Raw genomic sequence first — 17,037 nt, 5'->3', positions numbered from 1 at the left:
TTGGTGGCGCGCGAGCCCACGGAAGCAAGTCCGGCGTCGCGCACTTTGTGGCGAAAAACGAGTACGACTGCTTTGACAAGATAAAGAAGCTCCTGTCTTTCCTGCCGCAGAACAACGCGGAGGAGCCACCAGCCGTAGAGACGAGCGACGACTCTAACAGGGTCGACCCGAAGCTCATCAACATACTGCCAGAGAACCCGTACCAGCAGTACGACATGAACGAGATTATCAAGTCTATAGTCGACAACGGCGACTTTTTCGAGGTCCACGAGCTGTTTGCAGAAAACGTGCTTGTAGGCTTTGCAAGGATGGGCGGCAGGACCGTCGGCATTGTCGCAAACCAGCCCATGTACCTCGCAGGCGCGCTTGACATCAACTCGTCAAACAAGGCGGCGCGCTTTATCAGGTTCTGCGACTCTTTCAACATACCCATAGTCACGCTTGTAGACACGCCGGGTTACCTGCCAGGCACCGACCAGGAGCACAACGGCATCATCAGGCACGGCAGTAAACTATTATTCGCGTACTGCGAGGCGACGGTCCCAAAGATAACCTGCATAGTGGGTAAGGCATACGGCGGCGCCTACATCGCAATGGGGAGCAAGAACCTGCGCGCAGACATCAACTATGCCTGGCCCAGTGCAGAGATTGCGGTGCTCGGTCCAGAGGCAGCAGTCACTATCATCAACAGGCGCGAGCTGAAAAGCGCCCCGGACGCGCCGGCGCTCAAGAAAAAGCTAGCCAAGGAATACCGCGATAAGTTTGCAAACCCCTACCTTGCGGCAGAGCGTGGCATAATCGATCTCGTTATAGACCCTATGGAGACCAGGCCTATGATAATCCGCGCGCTTGAAGCGCTTGCGACAAAGAAAGAGGCCAGGCCGTACAAGAAGCACGGGAACATCAACCTGTGAGGGAGCAAGATGGGCAAGAAAATCACGAGCATCCTGATCGCAAACAGGGGCGAGATAGCGCTCCGCGTCATCAGGGCGTGCAGGGAGCTTGGGATAAAGTCGATTGCAGTATACTCTGACGAGGACGTGCGCGCAGTCCACGTAAAGAGGGCCGACGAGGCCTACCACATAGGGCCCGCGGCGCCGGCGCAAAGCTACCTGAACATGGCAAAAATAGTCGAAACCGCCAAGGCTGCAGGCGCGGATGCAATCCACCCCGGCTATGGTTTCCTTTCAGAGAACGAAAACTTTCCAGAGCTCTGCGACAAGAACGGCATGATATTCATTGGCCCCACGGCAAAGGCGATGGACCTGACCGGCGACAAGATGAAGTGCAAGGCAGTCATGAAAAAGGCTAAGGTCCCGACGGTGCCCGGTAGCGACGGCATAGTAAGCGACGTTGAAAAGGCGGCAGACATTGCGCACGAGGCTGGGTATCCAGTGCTGCTAAAGTCGGCTTTTGGCGGAGGCGGCAGGGGCATCAGGCTTGCAAACGACGAGAAGCAGCTCAGGCAGGAGTTTGAGATGGCGTCTGCCGAGTCAAAGGCGGCGTTTGGCAAGTCGGCGCTCTTTGTGGAGAAATACCTGCAGAGGATACGCCACATCGAATTTCAATTGATACGCGACTCGCACGGAAACGGCCGGCACCTTTTCGAGAGGGAGTGCTCTGTACAGCGCAGGCACCAGAAGCTGATAGAGATGTCGCCCTCGCCTGTCGTCGACCAGAAGACGCGCGAGCGCATAGGCGAAATAGCAGTCAGGGCTGCAGCTGCGGTTGACTACTTGAACGCAGGCACCGCAGAATTTCTGCGCGACCCGGAGGGCAACTTTTACTTTATCGAGATAAACTCCCGCCTGCAGGTGGAGCATCCGGTCACCGAGCTTGTCACCGGCCTTGACCTTGTGAAGCTGCAGGTGGCAGTCGCGCAGGGCGAGGAGATCCCGTTCAAGCAGGAGGACCTGAAGATGAACGGCTGCGCCATAGAGTGCAGGGTAAACGCGGAGGACCCGTTCTACGACTTTGCGCCGTCCGTCGGCCCCGTGCCATACTGCAACATACCCTACGGGCCAGGAGTCAGGGTCGACACCTACCTGTACCCGGGGTGCACCGTATCCGGCTTTTACGACTCGCTTGTGGCAAAGCTCCTGACGTGGGGAAGAAACTTTGACGAGGCCCGCGTGAGGATGCGCAACGCTCTGGACGAGTTTGTGATAGAGGGTATCAACACCACCATCCCGCTCTACAAGACCATAATGGACGAGAAGAATTTCATAAAAGGCGAACTTTCTACCGACTACCTTGAGCGCTTCAAGGTCTTTGACAGGATGAACGAGGAGTCCAAGAAAGAAGCCGAGGAGAAGGCGTCGGCTGCAGTCGCGGCCGCGCTTTTGCACTCGGAGCTTGTGAAAAAGGGCGCGCCGGCAAAGTCGTCAGGGTGGAAGCAGGCAAGGGTGAACCTCTAGATGGAGTTCAAAGTCGGCGATCTTGCGCAGATGCTAAAAGGCGAGGTGCTGAGGACCGCTGACGACGGCTCGGTGCTTGTCAGCATCGGCAGCAAGAACCACACGCTCAAGCTGTTAAAGTCTGGGAGCGGTGAGTTTGAGTTCATACTGGACAACAGGTTCCACCACGCAAAGGTGCTCAACTCGGGGAGCGCCGAGATAAGAATAATGCTGGACGGCCAGCCGATAACTGTCAAAAAGCATTCCAAGCTCACAGAAGTTTTGGAAAAGGCGTCGGCGCTTGGCGGGGCCGGCGGCGGTGACAGGAACTTGGCAAGCCAGATCCCAGGCAGGGTCGTGAACATCCCGGCACAGGCGGGAACCGACGTCAAGAAGGGCGACGTCATTGTAGTCCTGGAATCGATGAAGATGCAGGTTGCGGTAAAGGCGCACAGGGACGGCCACCTGAAGGAGATAAAGGTCAAGCAGGGCGCAAGCGTTTCAAGAAACGACGTGCTTGCGGTTATAGAGTAGCCTGCCAGCTTTGGAGGCATCGTTTCCAGTGGAGATGCAGAAAAATGATGCAGCTTGTCGCATTTTGAGCACGAAAAAATGTTACAATTTTGGGACAGGCATATCCGCGCTCTACCGCCATTTCCAGTGGAAAACCGCCGGACTGTTAGTTCTTTAATATTTGATACGCGCCTGCCCCAAAAGTCAGGCTGGGCAGTGATGCAGGTTTTGTAAATAATTATGTGAGAAAATCGCCACCTTCGTGCGTCCAATGCAACAAAAACGTTGCATAAACCGTTGCACAGGCGCGAAGATTCAAGCTAGCCCTGAAAATGTACAGACACTAAACATCTGCTTCAGGACTCATCAAGTACCACTAACAATTTTTCCGACTTTATTATTTGTTATCTGATATATCTATCCCCCTACCACGTCACTGCTTATGTCAGTTCTAGGTGCAAATACGAAGGAAGAGGTAGATGGCTAGTGGCTCAAGTATTTGTAAGAAGAAAGAGCCGTCTACGTGTCAAGGGGCTAAAGGTCAAAGACAGGGATAAGATCAAAGAAGCTATAGCAATAAGCATACAGAACGGTAACTATACAACTAGAGAAATAGGCACTGACATTGGCAAGGACCACAGTACTGTCTCACGCTATCTGGCAGAAATGGATAGAGAGGGCAAGTGGGGAATCAGGCGTGATGCCAATGGGAACATCGTAATCTCGCTGCAAAAACAGCTTGCAAATGAATATAGGCAGTTAGAAAGTGAACCGTTCAACCAGCTCCCGTGCATTCAAAAGTGGATAACGTTTCTGAAATCCGGAGGGATTCCACCGAGAAGAATCCAGTACCTTCTCAATGTGGTACACTGCATGTCTGACCAGCTAAAGTTGATGCCAGAGACTATCGTAAGCTTTGGTGTGCCTATTGATACCGCGAAGCGCAAGGAACTAGCGATTGAATATTGGCATAATTTCCTTGCATGGTTCAATACTGCTCATCCACAGATGCAGAAAACAAACACGATTAACGCCTATCGCAGTTTCCTTGCCGCTCACAACATCAATTTCGCTCATGGGGAAGGAAGACGCTACGGACTGTCAACGACGCCTGAGAGGCTCGGCGAGTACAAAGACATCATGCTTACACCTGACCAGATAGACAAGGTAAACAGGCTGCTTGGGAGTGAGGGCGACTGGGAAGCTTGGAGCTTCATGAACATCGACCTTCATACCGGAGCAAGGGCATTTGCAATGGCATCTATGAGTTGGGATAGAATAGCTTTCTCACCTTTATTTAGAATCGAGCAGTTTGAGCCAAAGATCAAGCGCGGCGACTGGTACCTGACAAAAGAAGGCAAGTGGTGGGTCAAGTACCCAACTGAAGAATGCAGGGCTGTTGTCGAGACCGCACGTGACAGGCTGCCGCGAAGGAAATTCTTGTTTTTTGAGGACGCCAAGAGCGACAAGGCAAATGCGCTGCAGGCTTCTTACTTTATGTCAAGAATGGCTGTCAGGTTTAAGAAAATATTTGCAGAGCTTGATAGAAGAAGCTGGCTAAATGAAAAGACAAGAATATACGCACTAGGAGACGGGCTATACTTTAACGGACATCCTTTGCATTTGTTCAGGCATACAATGGCACAGTATTATCTAGCGGCTACTAATTGGTCACTTGCATACGTTGCAAGCTTAGGAGGATGGGAAAATACCGAAGTCTTGAACAAGTGTTACGGGGGCATCCCTGAGCATATCAAAGCACAGATAGCCAAGTCCATACATGTCAAATTTGATACTCTCAGCCTGAATGCCACAGCTAAAACCGTTTCTGTCTAGAGTTCTGGTGGGTATGCGGCTGATTTCTATACCCCACCATGGCTATGTGATGAATCATCAACATATGAACAGCCACTACATTCCCAATTAACTGGTTCTCCACAATAACTACAGACCTTTGTTACGATGAGTCTCTGGCCACACGCTCTGCAGCTTATTTTGTTATAACAAGTTGCACTACCCATGATGCTCGGATGCCACAAAACTTTTCCTACTTGCCAGTGAAAACTCTAGCACTATTCCAGTACTAGTGTTGTAATCGACCGTGTATCTCTCATCACGAAAGATTGGCATGGATTCTACGGAACTCTTGCGGCAGGAGGGACATTCCTTAATAACGGATTTAATGCCGAGCAATGAGGCGCACCAAAAGCATTCGTTGCAGATTATAAAATTCGCGCGTTCGGCTGTCTGTCTTGGTGTTATGGTAGATGCGTCAAACATGGTATATTGTAGGTTGCACAGGATTTATTCATCGTCAAATGCGCCTGTAAAGCGCGAAATGTGCGGTTCCTGCATAGAGACTACAGCCATACTGACTGCACCGGACTGTAAACCTTCTTTCTGGCATCGTCGAGACTACTTCTTTCTATTACCAACCCTTGGCTCTTGAGCTCGTCTATTGCGCTTTGTACAGTCCTTCGTGGCAGCCTCGTCATCTCCATGATCTGAACCTGGTCTATAGGGTGCCTAGTCTTGATTATGAAATAGACGAATTTTGCACCCGGGCCTCCTTCGGGCTCTTTGCGCAAGTAAGACACACTGAAGGACGCCTTTGTAGGGAATCCCCTCCTTTGAGATTCTATTGACGATACAGCATCGACATGGATCTCAGCAAGGTTCACTCTCTGACCGAATTCTGCGATCAGGGCAGACTGCTGATGTTCAAGCGGCGCTTCAAAGATGAAAGTGTTTGGAGGAAATTTTGCAGTAAGCGCTCCAACAAAGTTCCACTTGATCGCTCCCTTTTCATCGTATATGCCAACGTTAACGCCCTCGTTGGCTTCGAGCACAACCTTGTCCGATCCTAGCTTGACTGCCTCATCAACCTTTGCTGCCAGAGAGTCTATGGATAGCTGGTGGCGCGGGTCTTTTTTGCCCACCTTCCATTGAAATTCTAGGTTCTTGGCCAAAATGGTGTCAGTAACCTTTTTCTTTTGTTCAAAAGTTAAGTCAAGACTGTTCTCGCCGATTTCTATGATGTCAAATCCTATTCTAGCTGCAGCCGCTACAAACTTGTCGAACGCGTTTTCCGCTACCATGTATTCAGAAATGGTACTACCGGTGGAGACTTTTACGCCAAGGTCTTGGTAAAATTTTATCTTCTTCTGCAATACCTGTTCAGGCAACAAAAGGGGGAGAACGCCATAGATCTTGACCGCATCGACGAAAGGGGCTATCGCTTCAAAGTTCTCCTTATCAAGGCCCTGCAACTTGTCAATGACGTAGGTCCTCCCTTCCTTTCTCGGCTTTTTGCCGTCCACCCTGTTCTTGGCGTAATCTTCAAGCAATTCTGTACATGCATATGCAGTTTATGCGCATATTTTGAACTTGCTAACTGTGCGGATTCTGCACTTTGACGTCGATTTCTACTAGGATTTTGCATGTATCTTGCATTTCTTGCATCTTCAAGAGCAGTATTAACCCTAACAGACGGCGAATCAACCCATGAACAACAAGCTAAAGTTTGGCATCGCCGCGGCCATAATCATAGCGGTCATTTTCACGTCGGTTCCGCTACTCGCGACATCGACTGGCAGTACAAACACTGCAACCAACAACCCAACGACCGCTGCTGAACCAGCACAGCAGAAAACGGTAAGGATAGGGTATTTCCCTAACCTCACTCATGCACAGGCGGTCATAGGCCTTGGAAACGGTGACTTTCAGAAGGCCCTTGGAAGTAACATTGAGGTGAAAACCCAGATCTTCAACGCAGGTCCATCTGCCATAGAAGCACTCTTTGCAAACCAGATAGACGTGACATACATCGGACCAAACCCTGCAATCAACGGCTATGTTCAATCTGAAGGTAAGGCGTTGCGCATAGTGGCAGGGGCTGCAAGCGGCGGCGCATCCTTTGTTGTAAGAAATGATGCAGGGATTAACTCGGTTGCAGACTTTGCAGGCAAGAAATTCTCGTCGCCCCAGCTGGGTAATACGCAGGATGTCGCGCTGCGCAAGTACCTTCTTGACAACGGCTACAAGACAAAAGAGAATGGAGGGAATGTAGAGGTACTGCCTGCATCAAACGGAGACATCTTTACGCTGCTAGTAAAGAAAGATATTGATGGCGCTTGGGTTCCAGAGCCATGGGTAGCCAAACACGTCAAGGAAGCAAACGCTAGCATATTCTTAGACGAGCGAGACCTGTGGCCGAACGGAGACTTTGTAACAGCGCATATCATTGTGCGTACAGAGTATCTGAACCAGAACCCCGATGTTATAGAAAAGCTGATCAAGGCGCACATTGACGAAACAAACTGGATAAATTCGCATCCTGACGAGGCCCGTAGAGTCTTTAACGAACAGCTGCAGGTTCTGACCGGCAAGACGATCCCAGATGACGAATTCAAAGACGCCCTCTCTAGGTTAAAACTTACTTACGATCCAATCAAAGATTCGCTTGTCGAGTCGGCAAACGCCGCTTACGATTTGGGCTATCTAAGGCAGAAACCGGACCTCTCGGAAATCTATGACTTGACCATCCTAAACAAGGTTCTGCGAGAAAGAGGATTGCAAGAAATAACATAATCTTCTTTCCCTCTTTTTTATATCCTCAAGATCGTAACACGGCTATGGAAACGCGAAAAAGGTCGCTTGTAAAGATGCTCAGTTATAGGGCAATTCTTACAGGTCTTTTGGCTCTGATTTCTTGGATATTTACGGGCAATCTGCAGCAGACTACCATTATCACGATAGTTTTCAGCGTATCGGCTACTGCTATTTACTATCTGCATGAAAGAATATGGAACAGCGTGAAGTGGGGAACATCAAGGCAGGTGTGAACTTTTCCAATGATCCCATGGTATCTGATCTCCTAAGCCAAATCGGCATCAAACTCGCAGATGTTGCGTCTTTGACGTGAGTTATATCCGCTATGCACAGGACATTGTGCGATGGCTCAGATCGAACAGGAATATCAGGGCAACGTAATTCTGGAACTGAAAGAGGTCTCCAAGACCTTTCCGCAAGTAGAGAAGAACAGTGACCCTCGACGTCACGGCGTGCTCGACAGACTAAACTTGCGCGTGAGAGAAGGTGAATTTGTCACTATAGTGGGTACTTCAGGATGCGGCAAGAGCACCCTTCTGAACATAATAGCAGGCTTGGACGCGCCTGATTCTGGCTCGATTTCTGCCAAGCGCGATAACAAAAATACTGGAAAAGCAGAGAGGGTTGTCATATTTCAGGAAGGAGCCCTCTTTCCCTGGCTGACGGTCACGGACAACGTAGAGTTCGGGCTAAAGATCGCCGGAATCCCAAAGGAGCTCAGAAAAGAGATCGCCAGTAATTTCATAGAAATGGTCTCTCTGACAAGGTTTGCAGGTTCATACGTATACCAGCTCTCAGGGGGCATGAAGCAGAGGGTAGCCATTGCGCGGGCTTTGGCACTTGACCCACAGATATTACTGATGGATGAGCCTTTTGCAGCGCTTGACGTGCAGACGCGGGAGATTTTGCACGAACAGTTACTTCAGATACACAAATCGACTGGCAAGACGATCCTGTTTGTCACGCACAACATCAACGAGGCCGTCCAACTGGGAGATCGTATCATACTCCTTTCGCCACACACCAGAGGCATAAAGAGGGAAATTGTGATAGACTATCCAAAGCCCCACGACATTGACAGCCCGGAGATAAGCGCAATCCGCAGAGAACTTTTGAACGAGCTGCAGGAGGATTTCAAGTTTGCAAAAAGCCATCCTTGAAGCTAGGAAGCAGGAATACCGGCCAGATACGACTGACATCGCCAATGTCGTCCTTTTCCTAGCCGCGTTTGTAGGAATCTGGCAGCTTGTTTCAAACATCGGAATCTTCCCGTCTGTGCTCATGCCCACTCCGGCGAAGGTGATAGAAACAATTGCCCGCCTCGTGACCGATTCTTCCATGACAGTCGGTATCGGGGTGACTATGTGGAGGCTCCTTGCAGGGTTTGCAATGGCCGTGGGAATAGGCGGCGCAGTCGGACTGACGATGGTGAAGTTTCAGGGCTTTGGAAAGACCATGAGCTCATTTGCAGTAGGACTACTCACATTTCCAAGTATCGCGTGGGTGCCATTTTCAATACTCCTGATAGGGTTCAATGACTTTGGCATACTCTTTGTAGTAATCATGGCGTCAGTCTTCTCTGTCATGACATCGACCTACGGCTCCATCCGCAACGTGCCCCCAATCTACATACGGGCTGCCAAGAACATGGGCGCAAGTGGTTTCGCGCTACTCAGGTACGTAATGATTCCTGCAGCTACCCCCTCGCTCATCATGGGCATTCGGCAGGCTTGGTCGTTTGCGTGGCATGCTTTGATAGGGGCGGAGATACTGATAACGACCCTTTACGGGCTTGGTCACGTCCTTCACGTAGGCAGGGAATTCAACGACATGAGTCAAATAATCGCGGTTATGATAGCTATCTTTGCAATAGGCTTGCTTGTTGACCGACTAGTGTTCATGAGGCTTGAAGAAAAAGTAAGGGCTAGGTGGGGCCTGAATCAGCACAATGAGTAGAATGTTGCATAAGATATTACTCCCGGTCTGACTGCATCTTGTTATGCAGCAAAATCGAAAGATAATTATTTATGGACTTTGGCCTTCCTTAAGGCGGTCTTCAACCGTTCTTGCAAGGCGCATCACGGCCACTATGCCCATTCCCATCGAAGAGAGCACAAACAGCGCAGTCGAGGCCATGAGAAGCGTGCTGTTTTCAAGCGCCGCGCCTGCCGCTATCATGCCAAGCGAGGCAACAAGCGCCACGGCAAGCGCCATTGCAAGTTTTTTCGCAGGCGCCTTTTTCCGAATGGCAACAGCAGCCGGCGACAAATAGACCGCGCCGATGAGTGTGCTTGCAGCAAACCCTGCAAGAACCGTGCCTGCTTCGCCGTCCGCAAGGCTGTAGCCTTTCTCTGCGACGCCAAGTATCCCAAGGAGCGGATAGATTGCAGTCTTGACCGCTGCCTGGAGCCAGGGCTGCTCCCGCTCATAGTCTGCGACTGACGGGCTAAAGCTGTAGTACCAGGTGTTAAAGACATTCATAAAGCTCGAGCCTGCTGCGGTCGAAAGTATGCGCTGGTCCCTAAAGTCGCGCAAGAATTGCACCTGCGGCGTCAGCTCCGAGCCAAACGCCGCTGTCGCTATGAGGCATCCCGACGGCTGCGCGGTCCCGCCATCGGTGCCGTTTGTGCCCGTCTGGTTTGCCCGGGTGACTTCCACCGAGACCCTGTCCCCGAACCCAAGCGAGTCCTGGCCCATTGCCGGCGCAGGGATCAGGCCCAGCGAAAGCACGGCTGCAACAGCAACTGCAACGCCGAGGAGCGTTTTGTGCAACAATCCTTTTGCCCTTCTTTTCTATATAAAGAATTGGAGGAGCTAGTTGTTCTTCAGGTGCTCCTTTATCTCCGCGTAGTTTGGCTCAACAAGCGGGTTATCTGACACCCACCTGTAGCGCACCTTGCCCTGCTCGTCCAGTATGAACACCGACCTCTTTGCGGCGTTGTAGCCCTTGAGCGAGGCCAGATTCTTCATCACGATGCCGTACCTGCTTATCACTTTCCGGTCATAGTCAGAGAGCACGGGGAAGTTAAGGTGGCGGTTTACCGTAAAGAACTTGTTTGAAAACGGGCCGTCAACTGAAATTCCGAGCACCTGCGCACCATAGTCGCGCAGCTCGTCCATCGAGTCCCGGAGCGTGCACATCTCTGCGGTGCACACGGGAGACTCTGCCGCCGGAAAGAACGCAAGGACTGTCTTTTTGCCCCTGTAGTCGCTGAGCTTGTGCATCTTCATGTCAGCGTCGGGGAGTTCAAAGTCGGGTGCCTTCTGGCCTATCTTTGGAACTGATGCCTTTGCCATAAATGAAATCCGGTCAGCATCAGCATAAAAAGATTTTCAGACGTATTTTGACTTGAAAGGTGAAAGCGCTCGAAGCTCCTTTACGACGTTTGACAACACGTACACTGTACGGTCTATCTCCTCTTTCGTGTTCTGCGCAGAAAGCGTAAGCCGGAGCGAGCCGGTTATCTCCTCGTACGAAAAGCCCATGGCCTTCAGCACGTGAGAGGGCTTTTGCTTCTTGACAGAGCATGCCGAGCCGGTAGACGCGGCGATGCCGTTTTCGTCCAGCTTGATTATCAGGTCCTCGCCGTTCACGCCAAAGAACGTAAAGTGCGCGTTTGCAGGCAGGCGGTTGTCAGAAGAACCGTTGAGCCTGCTGTGCGGAATTTCCTTGAGCACTTTATCGACAAGATAGTCGCGCAACCCTGACACCTGTTTTTGATAGACTGCAAGGTTCTTTGCGGCAAGCTCGCAGGCCTTGCCAAAGCCGACGATTCCCGGCACGTTTTCGGTCCCCGAGCGGAGCTCCGACTCTTGCCCGCCGCCGTGTATCAGCGGGAATATCTCAAGGCCGTCGCGGACATACAGCGCGCCCACGCCCTTTGGTCCGTTTATCTTGTGAGACGACATTGAGAGAAGGTCGACGCCGAGGTCCTTCACGCTGACAGATATCTTGCCTGCGGCCTGCACGGCGTCTGTGTGGAACAGCGCGCCAGCCCCGTGCGCAATCCTGCAAAGCTCCTTTACCGGCTGTATCGTCCCGACCTCGTTGTTTGCGTGCATGATGCTCACAAGCGCCGTGTCTTCTGTGAGCGCCTTTTGCAGGTCCTCTGGCCGGACCTCACCCTTTGCAGTAACCGGGAGATACGTGACACTGTATCCCAAGCGCTCAAGGTCGCGGCAGGGCTCGAGCACCGCGTCGTGCTCTATGTAGCTTGTAATGACGTGCGTTTTGCCCAGCCGGTCTTTTGCATAGCCTGCGGCTCCTTTGACTGCGAGGTTGTCGGCTTCCGTGCCTCCCGAGGTAAACGTTATCTCTGACGTCTTGGCGCCCACAAGCTCTGCGACGCGCTTTCGGGCCTGCTGTACTGCGCGCGTGGTCTCCCGCCCGAAGGAATGTATCGACGACGGGTTGCCGAACTGCTGCTTCAGGTAAGGCAGCATCTCCTGCATCACGTCGTCGGCAACAGGCGTCGAAGCGGCACTGTCAAGGTAGATGCGCTCAGCCATTTTCCACCACCGCTAGCCTGCCCTGCCTGTAGCCGGCCGCATCGACTGCGACGAACTTGAAGCCGAGCTCCTTCAGCTTGGCGTCGATTATCGCAAGCTTGTCTGCGTCAAACACCCTGAGGAGCTCGTCCTTTCCGACCTCTATTCTCGCCACGTCGCCGTGGTCGCGCACGCGCACCTGCCTCACGCCAAACACAGACTTGACTGCGATCTCGGCGCTTTCTATTCTGCGCAGTTTTTCATAGGTGACTTCCATGCCTGCAGGTATTCTCGAAGCAAGGCACGCGTTTGACGGCCTGTCGTGCACCGACAGGTTGTGATCTTTTGCCATCTGCCTGACTGACGCCTTTCCGATGCCAAGCTCTGCAAGCGGGCTCCGCACGCCGTTTTCGCGCAGCGCGCGAATCCCGGGGCGGTAGTCTGACAGGTCGTCGACGTGCGTGCCGTCTACCATCAGCGCTATTCCAAGCTTTTCTGCCTCCCTTGCAAGGTGCTCACCAAGCTCTGTCCGGCAATGATAACAACGCGAGCCGTCGTTTTTCACAAATTCCGGGTTTTCCAGCTCGTCGTACTCGATTATCACGTGGCGTATGCCTATCTCACGCGCGACCTGCCTCGCGCTCTCTAGCTCTTCTTCTGCAAGCGTCTTGTAGTCTGCCGTGACTGCGACGGTGTTGTTGCCAAGGGCTTTTTTTGCGGCAAGCGCGACCACGGCGCTGTCCACCCCGCCAGAGAGCGCCACCAGCGCCCGCTCGCCGTTTTGCACGAACCACCCGGCAAGCCTTTCAAAGTCTGTCATGTCGCACCAGTCTTTTGCGCCACCTGCGCGCCCACGAGCTCTGCCACGCGCCGGGCAGGCATGCCGCAGCGCGCGGCGATTATCTTGATGTCTTCAAACTCGGGCTTGGCTCCCCTTATGTTACCTGCAGCGTCCTTGGCGACCTTGACGTGGACGTTGAACGTGCTGCCCGCTATCTTTACCGGCACTGTGATTATTTCGCGGGGAAGAACCACCCTTTCCACCTGCTGTATCCGGGCGCCAAGAGTCCCGGTCTCGCCAAACAGCACGTCGAGCATGGCGTCCTGTAGCCTGTTATCGCATATAACCCTCACGAGATGGGAGGGCCGGCCCTTCTTGCCGGTGCCCGTCAGGACGGTCACGTCCTTTGCGCCGGCCTCGGTCAGCTTTTCTATGAGGTTGCCAAGAGTCTCGCCGGTTACGTCGTCGACGTTTGTCTCCACGAGGCACACCGTGTCTTTTTCAGCCGCAGCCGGCGCCGTGCCTATCGTAACCCTGACAAGGTTGGCAAAGCCGGCGAATTTCTTGCAGCCTGCCCCGTAGCCGATTTTTTCCACGGTGATGGGCGGGTACGAGTCGACGCTTTTCTGGGCAATATTGGCAAGAAGTGCGGAGCCGGTGGGCGTGGCAAGCTCGTCTTTTGCCTGCCCGCCTTCGAGCACAAACTGCCGGCCCTTGAATATGTGCAGTACTGCATCGGCAGGGTTTGGCACCTTGCCGTGCGAGAACTTCAGCGTGCCGGCGCCCACCGCTATTTTTGTGGAATACACCTGTGCGTCAAACAGCCCGAGGTCGTCTAGCGCGACCGCGCAGCCCACAATGTCTGCAAGCGTGTCTATGCTTGACGCCTCGTGCAGGTGGACGCTGTCCGGGCTCTCGCCGTGGATTGTGGCTTCGGCAGATATTATCGATTTGAGCGACGACTCGGCAAACCTGCGCGCCTTGCCGGATATGCCGAGCAGGTCGCAGGTCTTTTCAAGCGCGCCTGTCATCTCCGCCCCTTTGCGCTCGTGCACGCTGTCCTTGCAGACAAGCGCAAGCTGCGTCGCGTAAAACCCGTGTGTTGTTATTTTGTCAAACGACACCTTGGTTATCTTGCTTCCCTTCAGGAATTTCTGGCAGGCAAAGATTGCATCGGCTACCTTTTTCCTGTCAGCGCCGGCGTCCACAAGGGCCGACATCAGCATGTCGCCGGCGATCCCGGCGACCTGGCAGTCAATGACCGCTAGCTTTGCCATGCAAGTCATTGAGTGGCGCTTTATATCACGTTTACTTCTTGACCGGCGTCTCATCAAGCAGGGTAAGTTCCTGCTGGATCTCCTCATCGGTCTGGTTGCCGTATATCACAAGCACACGGTCCTCGTCCTCCACAACATAGTTGGCGAGCAGGTCGACCTCTTCGCCGTTGACAAAGAACCTGAGCTGCTTGCCTCCGTCGTCGCAGAATTGCTGGCCGTCGTCGCGGACAAAGCAGTCGCCCTGTATTCCCATGCCGACGCTTTCAAGGAAGAATTCAAAAGGCACACCTACGGCGTGACGATGAATCGTCGTCCCGTCGTTGTTCTCGACGTGTATGAACCGCGACTTGACCTGGTACTTGTCCTGCGAAAAGTCTATTTTTTGCCCGTCAAGGATTACTGCAAACACGGCGTGTTCGTGCGCAGAGCCAAGGACGTAAGGGTCTGGAGGGTTGATGGATTGGTACGCAAATGCAGCTGCTACAGCCGCGATGGCGACGCCGATGCCGGCCCCGATGAGCAACAGGCGTGTGTTCTTGTTCTTTCGCCTCTCGGCCGCAAAATAGCTGTCGTCGCGCTTACCTCCCCCCTTTTTCCCTGACACGCTCTTTGTGTCAGCAGCTGCTCAATTTAAAGCTGATCTGCGATCAGTTTTGAGAAAGCACTCGCAGGTGTTCGGCTAAGGGCTGGCACCCTCCAGAATTCCTTTGAGCTTTTCAAGCTCCTTGCGCAGGATCTCCTTCTGCTGCTTGAGGGTTCCTTCGATTTGCTCCACAGGAACAGGAGGAGCCATCAGGACAAAAGTGTATACCGTTCCGGACCCGTTTGGAGTCGCTCTAGAGAACGCTGCTCCGACGCTGCCGTCAGGCATGGTCATGTACCAGTCAACCGTGCCGTGCTCCTTTGAGGCTTTTGTTTTGAGTCCGATTTTGAGTTCCCCGTTAGGGGTTACCATAACGGCGCTTGTTTCGTCTGCTTTGGCAAACGCGTTCGTCCATCTTGGCAGGTTCGCTGGATCGGCAATGTATGAAAAGACTCGCTCAAAGGGAGCGGATATAGATACATTTTGCACGTCAAAGTTTTCGATCTGAATGGACATGATGGAATATTCGCCGTGCCGATAATTAAGTTGGGCAGTGCGCTACCCCTGACTAGATCAGACTTGCCCGACTGAGCCTGACAGTTTGTAGGTTTATAAGTAATCCAGCGCGCTAGCACCACAAATGACAATAACCGTTATTGGATCCGGCAAAGTTGGCGCTTCTGCCGCCCTCAACTGCGGCCTGAGAGAACTCGACGACATATTGCTGCTTGACATCGTGCAGGGCCTGCCGCAGGGCGAGGCGATGGACATAAACCACCAGCTCTCCGAGAGGGGCTCCGACTCCATTGCAAGGGGCTCCAACAACTATGAAGACATGCGCGGCTCAGACTATGTCGTGCTTGTCGCCGGCGTCGGGCGCAAGCCGGGCATGACAAGGATGGATCTTTTAAAGACAAACGCAGGAATAGTCAAGGACGTCGCGTCCAAGATAGCGACGTACGCAAAGGATGCCACGGTGATTGTAGTTACAAACCCGCTTGACCCGATGACCTACCTTGCGCTCAAGACTATCGGCTCTGCAAAGAGCAAGGTGATGGGCATGGGAGGCATGCTCGACCTGTCTAGGTTCAAGAGCTTTATACAGGAGGCTACAGGCGTCTCGCGCGACTCCATACAGGCGATGGTGATTTCAGAGCACGGCGAGAACATGCTCCCGCTCACCCGCTACTCGTCGCTTGGCGGCATACCGCTCCACGACTTTATCTCAAAGGAAAAGGCGCACGAGATCTTTGAAAAGACAAAGAAGGTCGCAGCCGATGTCATTGCGCTAAAGGGCGCAACGGTGTATGCGCCGGGCAACGCGGTCGCGACCATGATAGAGTCGATGGCAAAGGACAAAAAGATGGTGATACCCGTCTCTGCGTACCTGCAGGGCCAGTACGGCGTGTCTGACATCTGCATCGGCGTGCCTGCTGTCATTGGCGCTGGCGGCGTCGAAAAGATAATCGAGCTCAAGCTGGACGGCTTTGAGCAGGACGTCTTTAACAAAGGAGTGGCAAGCGTCAAGGAAGCAATCGCGGCCCTCCCCCTCTAATTTCACCAAACCTTTTATCCCGATATCGTCAATCGTAATCTGCTTGGACTTACGCACAATCCTTGACAGGTTCGCAAGGGGCGCAATCAGCTTTGAGGAGGCGCAGAAGCAGATAGCAATAAGCGCAATCGAGCACGTCGAGGATATTGCAAAGCTGGACGTCGGCAGGGAGCCCCGAAAGGGCCTGCCCGAGATAATCCTGGCAGAGCGCAAAGAGTACGCCGACACTGTCAAGATAGCCGTCGCTTCTGCCAAAAGAAGCGGCCGGGTTGTGGTGAGCAGGATAAAAAAGCGTGACCTGAAAAGGCTCGTCTCTGCGCTTCAGAAAAAAGGGCTGAAGGTGGAGACCGGCAGGAACAGCACTACTATTCTTGTCATCGACAAGCCGGCGCAAAAGAACCGCGGCACTGTAGGCGTTGTGGCGGCCGGCACATCTGACATCGGGGTCGCAGAAGAGGCGCGCCTTGTTGCAGAGGCGATGGGCTGCAAGGCGATAACAAGCTATGATGTCGGCATCGCAGGCATGCACAGGCTGTTCCCTGCGCTCAAAGACATGCTCTCAAAAAAGGTGGGCGCCATAGTCGTCGTCGCCGGGATGGAAGGCGCGCTTGCGTCGGTGGTTGCGTCGATGGTTGACGTGCCTGTGGTAGGCGTGCCCACATCGGTGGGCTATGGCTTTGGATCTGAAGGCGTCGCCGCACTTGCGTCGATGCTGCAGAGCTGCACGCTCGGGCTTGCGGTGGTCAACATCGACAACGGCGTGGGGGCGGGCGCGTTTGCGGCGTCAATCGCCAAGAGAGTGAACGCCAGCTATGAACGTTTATAAGTGCTAT

The 17,037-nt window shown here is 53.1% G+C and carries 18 protein-coding genes; 10 read left to right on the top strand and 8 right to left on the bottom strand.

The window, feature by feature from the left end; translation table 11 throughout:
- The 4 genes from HXY31_RS09460 to HXY31_RS09445 form a co-directional block, all read left to right on the top strand.
- Positions 1-914: carboxyl transferase domain-containing protein (locus HXY31_RS09460; RefSeq protein WP_292642401.1), on the top strand; the 914-nt coding region annotated here is incomplete at its 5' end.
- 9 nt (positions 915-923) lie between these two features.
- Positions 924-2,417 (top strand): acetyl-CoA carboxylase biotin carboxylase subunit, encoded by a 1,494-nt coding sequence (locus HXY31_RS09455; RefSeq protein ID WP_292642399.1) that lies wholly within the window; start codon positions 924-926, stop codon positions 2,415-2,417.
- A complete protein-coding gene (locus HXY31_RS09450) occupies positions 2,418-2,930 on the top strand; it encodes an acetyl-CoA carboxylase biotin carboxyl carrier protein subunit (RefSeq protein ID WP_292642397.1) in 513 nt (170 codons plus the stop codon).
- Between the two features lie 465 nt (positions 2,931-3,395).
- Positions 3,396-4,745: a hypothetical protein gene (locus HXY31_RS09445; RefSeq protein ID WP_292642395.1), complete on the top strand. Its 1,350-nt coding sequence runs from the start codon at positions 3,396-3,398 to the stop codon at positions 4,743-4,745.
- A 524-nt stretch (positions 4,746-5,269) separates the two neighbouring features.
- Here the strand turns inward: HXY31_RS09445 and HXY31_RS09440 are convergent.
- Complete coding sequence (locus HXY31_RS09440) at positions 5,270-6,256, bottom strand: phosphosulfolactate synthase (protein WP_292642393.1); 987 nt, start codon at positions 6,254-6,256, stop codon at positions 5,270-5,272.
- Between the two features lie 157 nt (positions 6,257-6,413).
- Here HXY31_RS09440 and HXY31_RS09435 point away from each other — a divergent pair, with 157 nt between their 5' ends.
- The 4 genes from HXY31_RS09435 to HXY31_RS09425 all read left to right on the top strand — a co-directional run bounded on the left by HXY31_RS09435 (position 6,414) and on the right by HXY31_RS09425 (position 9,476).
- Positions 6,414-7,499 carry an ABC transporter substrate-binding protein gene (locus tag HXY31_RS09435; RefSeq protein WP_292642391.1) on the top strand — a complete coding sequence of 362 codons (1,086 nt, stop codon included), beginning with the start codon at positions 6,414-6,416 and terminating at the stop codon, positions 7,497-7,499.
- Between the two features lie 44 nt (positions 7,500-7,543).
- The gene (locus tag HXY31_RS12370; protein ID WP_366933095.1) at positions 7,544-7,753 is read left to right on the top strand and encodes a DUF2061 domain-containing protein; all 210 of its coding nucleotides are present in this window, start codon (positions 7,544-7,546) and stop codon (positions 7,751-7,753) included.
- Positions 7,754-7,864: 111 nt separating this feature from the next.
- On the top strand, positions 7,865-8,680 hold the full coding sequence (locus tag HXY31_RS09430; protein WP_292642389.1) for an ABC transporter ATP-binding protein: 816 nt from the start codon (positions 7,865-7,867) through the stop codon (positions 8,678-8,680).
- Positions 8,661-9,476: an ABC transporter permease gene (locus tag HXY31_RS09425; protein ID WP_292642387.1), complete on the top strand. Its 816-nt coding sequence runs from the start codon at positions 8,661-8,663 to the stop codon at positions 9,474-9,476. The genes HXY31_RS09430 and HXY31_RS09425 overlap by 20 nt, the downstream gene beginning before the upstream one ends.
- Before the next feature lie 69 nt (positions 9,477-9,545).
- On the opposite strand, the gene HXY31_RS09420 is transcribed toward HXY31_RS09425, so the two are convergent.
- From HXY31_RS09420 to HXY31_RS09390, 7 genes are all read right to left on the bottom strand, one after another.
- Positions 9,546-10,292: a CFI-box-CTERM domain-containing protein gene (locus tag HXY31_RS09420; protein WP_292642385.1), complete on the bottom strand. Its 747-nt coding sequence runs from the start codon at positions 10,290-10,292 to the stop codon at positions 9,546-9,548.
- Positions 10,293-10,334: 42 nt separating this feature from the next.
- Positions 10,335-10,817: a peroxiredoxin gene (locus HXY31_RS09415; RefSeq protein ID WP_292642383.1), complete on the bottom strand. Its 483-nt coding sequence runs from the start codon at positions 10,815-10,817 to the stop codon at positions 10,335-10,337.
- A gap of 36 nt (positions 10,818-10,853) precedes the next feature.
- Positions 10,854-12,029, bottom strand: coding sequence for a cysteine desulfurase family protein (locus HXY31_RS09410; RefSeq protein ID WP_292642381.1), 1,176 nt, complete (start codon positions 12,027-12,029; stop codon positions 10,854-10,856).
- Complete coding sequence (larE, locus tag HXY31_RS09405) at positions 12,022-12,828, bottom strand: ATP-dependent sacrificial sulfur transferase LarE (protein WP_292642379.1); 807 nt, start codon at positions 12,826-12,828, stop codon at positions 12,022-12,024. Before larE ends, HXY31_RS09410 begins: the two co-directional genes overlap by 8 nt.
- Entirely contained in the window at positions 12,825-14,066 is a 1,242-nt protein-coding gene (larC, locus tag HXY31_RS09400; RefSeq protein WP_292642377.1) for a nickel pincer cofactor biosynthesis protein LarC, read from the bottom strand. Before larC ends, larE begins: the two co-directional genes overlap by 4 nt.
- Positions 14,067-14,097: 31 nt before the next feature.
- Positions 14,098-14,670: a hypothetical protein gene (locus tag HXY31_RS09395; RefSeq protein WP_292642375.1), complete on the bottom strand. Its 573-nt coding sequence runs from the start codon at positions 14,668-14,670 to the stop codon at positions 14,098-14,100.
- 75 nt (positions 14,671-14,745) lie between these two features.
- Positions 14,746-15,165: an SRPBCC family protein gene (locus HXY31_RS09390; RefSeq protein WP_292642373.1), complete on the bottom strand. Its 420-nt coding sequence runs from the start codon at positions 15,163-15,165 to the stop codon at positions 14,746-14,748.
- A gap of 124 nt (positions 15,166-15,289) precedes the next feature.
- On the opposite strand from HXY31_RS09390, the gene HXY31_RS09385 reads away from it, so the two are divergent.
- Together HXY31_RS09385 and larB are read left to right on the top strand one after the other, a co-directional pair.
- A complete protein-coding gene (locus tag HXY31_RS09385; RefSeq protein WP_292642371.1) occupies positions 15,290-16,204 on the top strand; it encodes a malate dehydrogenase in 915 nt (304 codons plus the stop codon).
- Positions 16,205-16,247: 43 nt separating this feature from the next.
- Positions 16,248-17,030, top strand: a complete 783-nt coding sequence (larB, locus tag HXY31_RS09380) for a nickel pincer cofactor biosynthesis protein LarB (protein WP_292642369.1) — start codon at positions 16,248-16,250, stop codon at positions 17,028-17,030.
- The last annotated feature ends 7 nt before the right edge of the window (positions 17,031-17,037 follow it).

Origin of the sequence: Nitrososphaera sp., assembly GCF_013388945.1 — an archaeon.
Classification (GTDB): Archaea; Thermoproteota; Nitrososphaeria; order Nitrososphaerales; family Nitrososphaeraceae; genus Nitrososphaera.
Note: the sequence above shows the minus strand (reverse complement) of the source record. Positions and strands in the feature narration are given on the sequence as shown.